The sequence below is a fragment of the Rhodococcus sp. EPR-157 genome (genome assembly GCF_001647195.1).
GTDB lineage: Bacteria > Actinomycetota > Actinomycetes > Mycobacteriales > Mycobacteriaceae > Rhodococcoides.
Genome location: NZ_LVCV01000083.1, coordinates 1 through 662 on the forward strand (window position 1 = coordinate 1; position 662 = coordinate 662).

The window sequence follows — 662 nt, forward strand, 5'->3', positions numbered from 1 at the left end:
GCACAAGGGAGCTTGACTGTGAGACTGACAAGTCGAGCAGGGACGAAAGTCGGGACTAGTGATCCGGCACCGGCATGTGGAAGCGGTGTCGCTCAACGGATAAAAGGTACCCCGGGGATAACAGGCTGATCTTCCCCAAGAGTCCATATCGACGGGATGGTTTGGCACCTCGATGTCGGCTCGTCGCATCCTGGGGCTGGAGTAGGTCCCAAGGGTTGGGCTGTTCGCCCATTAAAGCGGCACGCGAGCTGGGTTTAGAACGTCGTGAGACAGTTCGGTCTCTATCCGCCGCGCGCGTTAGAAACTTGAGGAAGGCTGTCCCTAGTACGAGAGGACCGGGACGGACGAACCTCTGGTGTGCCAGTTGTTCCACCAGGAGCACCGCTGGTTAGCTACGTTCGGAAGGGATAACCGCTGAAAGCATCTAAGCGGGAAGCCTGTTCCAAGATGAGGTTTCTCACCCCCTCGAGGGGGTAAGGCCCCCGGCAGACCACCGGGTTGATAGGCCAGAACTGGAAGTCGGGTAACCGATGCAGGTGACTGGTACTAATAGGCCGAGGACTTACCATAAAACCAATGCAACGCGTCCACTGTGCAATATCTGAAACAACACACGAGTTGTTCAGTAACACAATCGAATACACGAATCCGCTACCCACACA

The 662-nt window shown here is 56.0% G+C and carries 1 rRNA gene; it reads left to right on the forward strand.

Annotated elements, in window-relative coordinates:
- Positions 1-570 (forward strand): 23S ribosomal RNA (locus A2J03_RS03325); the annotation flags it as partial.
- Positions 571-662: the final 92 nt, after the last annotated feature.